Source organism: Nocardia sp. NPDC059228 (assembly GCF_042754245.1).
In the GTDB taxonomy this organism is placed as follows: domain Bacteria; phylum Actinomycetota; class Actinomycetes; order Mycobacteriales; family Mycobacteriaceae; genus Nocardia.
In genome coordinates, this window is the sequence record NZ_JBHZAL010000133.1 from 1 (window position 1) to 1243 (window position 1243).

Sequence of the window (1243 nt, forward strand, 5' to 3'; positions counted from 1 at the left end):
CCTCAGCCTCTATTCAAAGGCTTTATCGGAGCGTCTGTCGAAGCTGCAAATCAGAAGTAATAAAAAAGACTTGCCGTTTGGACTTACCCCTGTCAAGTAGACAGCCATAAAAAGCCTAAGCAACCAGTGTGTTACGGTATTCTACCGGAGCACACTGGTTTAATTTTTTCTGGAATCGTTCGTGATTATAGAACTGGATGTAATCTTTAATGCTTTTGTGGAGCTCTTTTTCAGTTTGGCATGAAGAAAAGTATGTATTCTCTGTTTTGAGGTGCGAGAAAAATGATTCGATACAGGCGTTATCCAGGCAGTTTCCCTTACGGGAATGGCTGCCCTTCAAACCAACGGTTTCAAGTCGCTTTTGATATGCTTTTGTTGTGTATTGGAATCCTTGATCAGAGTGGAGACTGGCCCCTTGGACATCCCGTTGAGCTGTTAAACTTTCCACTGTTTTCATCACCAGTTCAAGATCATTTCGCTTTGACAGTTTCCATGCGACAACCTCATTGTTGTAAAGATCTTGTACTGCAGAAAGATAATAGAATCGTTGTCCGCAAGCAATATAGGTAATATCGGTTACATATAACTGATTAGGCTGATTGGTTTGAAATTCTCGGTTAAGCCGGTTTGGCAGGACAACCGATGCCTTTCTTCCAAAATAACGACGCTTTTTTCGAATAATCGAGTGGATGTTCATCTCTCTCATCAATCTGTAAACACGCTTATGGTTGACGCAGAAACCTTCTTTCTTTAAAGCGACAGTAATCCGAGGATAGCCATAGAAAGGGCGTGAATGATGAATCGCCATGATGTGCTCTTTTATGATCTGATCTCTCTGTTGCCTTGCCATTCGAAACCTTTGAGCCTTGCGCCATTTATAGTACCCTGACCGTGACACTTTGGCGATACATACCAGCCACGTAATCGGATAACGGTCCTTCAATTCGTGAACAGCTTCAAATCGTGCTGCCTTCAAAATCCGTCCTCCCCATGCAGATTTGGATAGCGCTTTTTTAGGTATTCGACCTGTGCCTTTAAATAATCTCGTTCTTCCTCAACACTTTTAAACGTTGTTTTAGGGCGTCCAATAAAAGGATTGTCTGACTTTGTATCTTTTCCCCTTTGATCATCAAAAGACTTGCCTTCCCGATATGTTTTCACCCAATTTTTGAGCTGGGTTGAACTTCGAAGCCCTAATTCTTCAGCTAACGTGTTATAGCTTTGGTTTCCTTACGCGTACATT

General features: G+C 42.1%; 1 protein-coding gene. It reads right to left on the reverse strand.

What is annotated here, in order from left to right; translation table 11 throughout:
• Positions 1 to 115: 115 nt before the first annotated feature.
• Positions 116 to 1021, reverse strand: coding sequence for an IS3 family transposase (locus ACFXKA_RS42975; protein ID WP_379431906.1), 906 nt, complete (start codon positions 1019 to 1021; stop codon positions 116 to 118).
• Between the last annotated feature and the right edge of the window lie 222 nt (positions 1022 to 1243).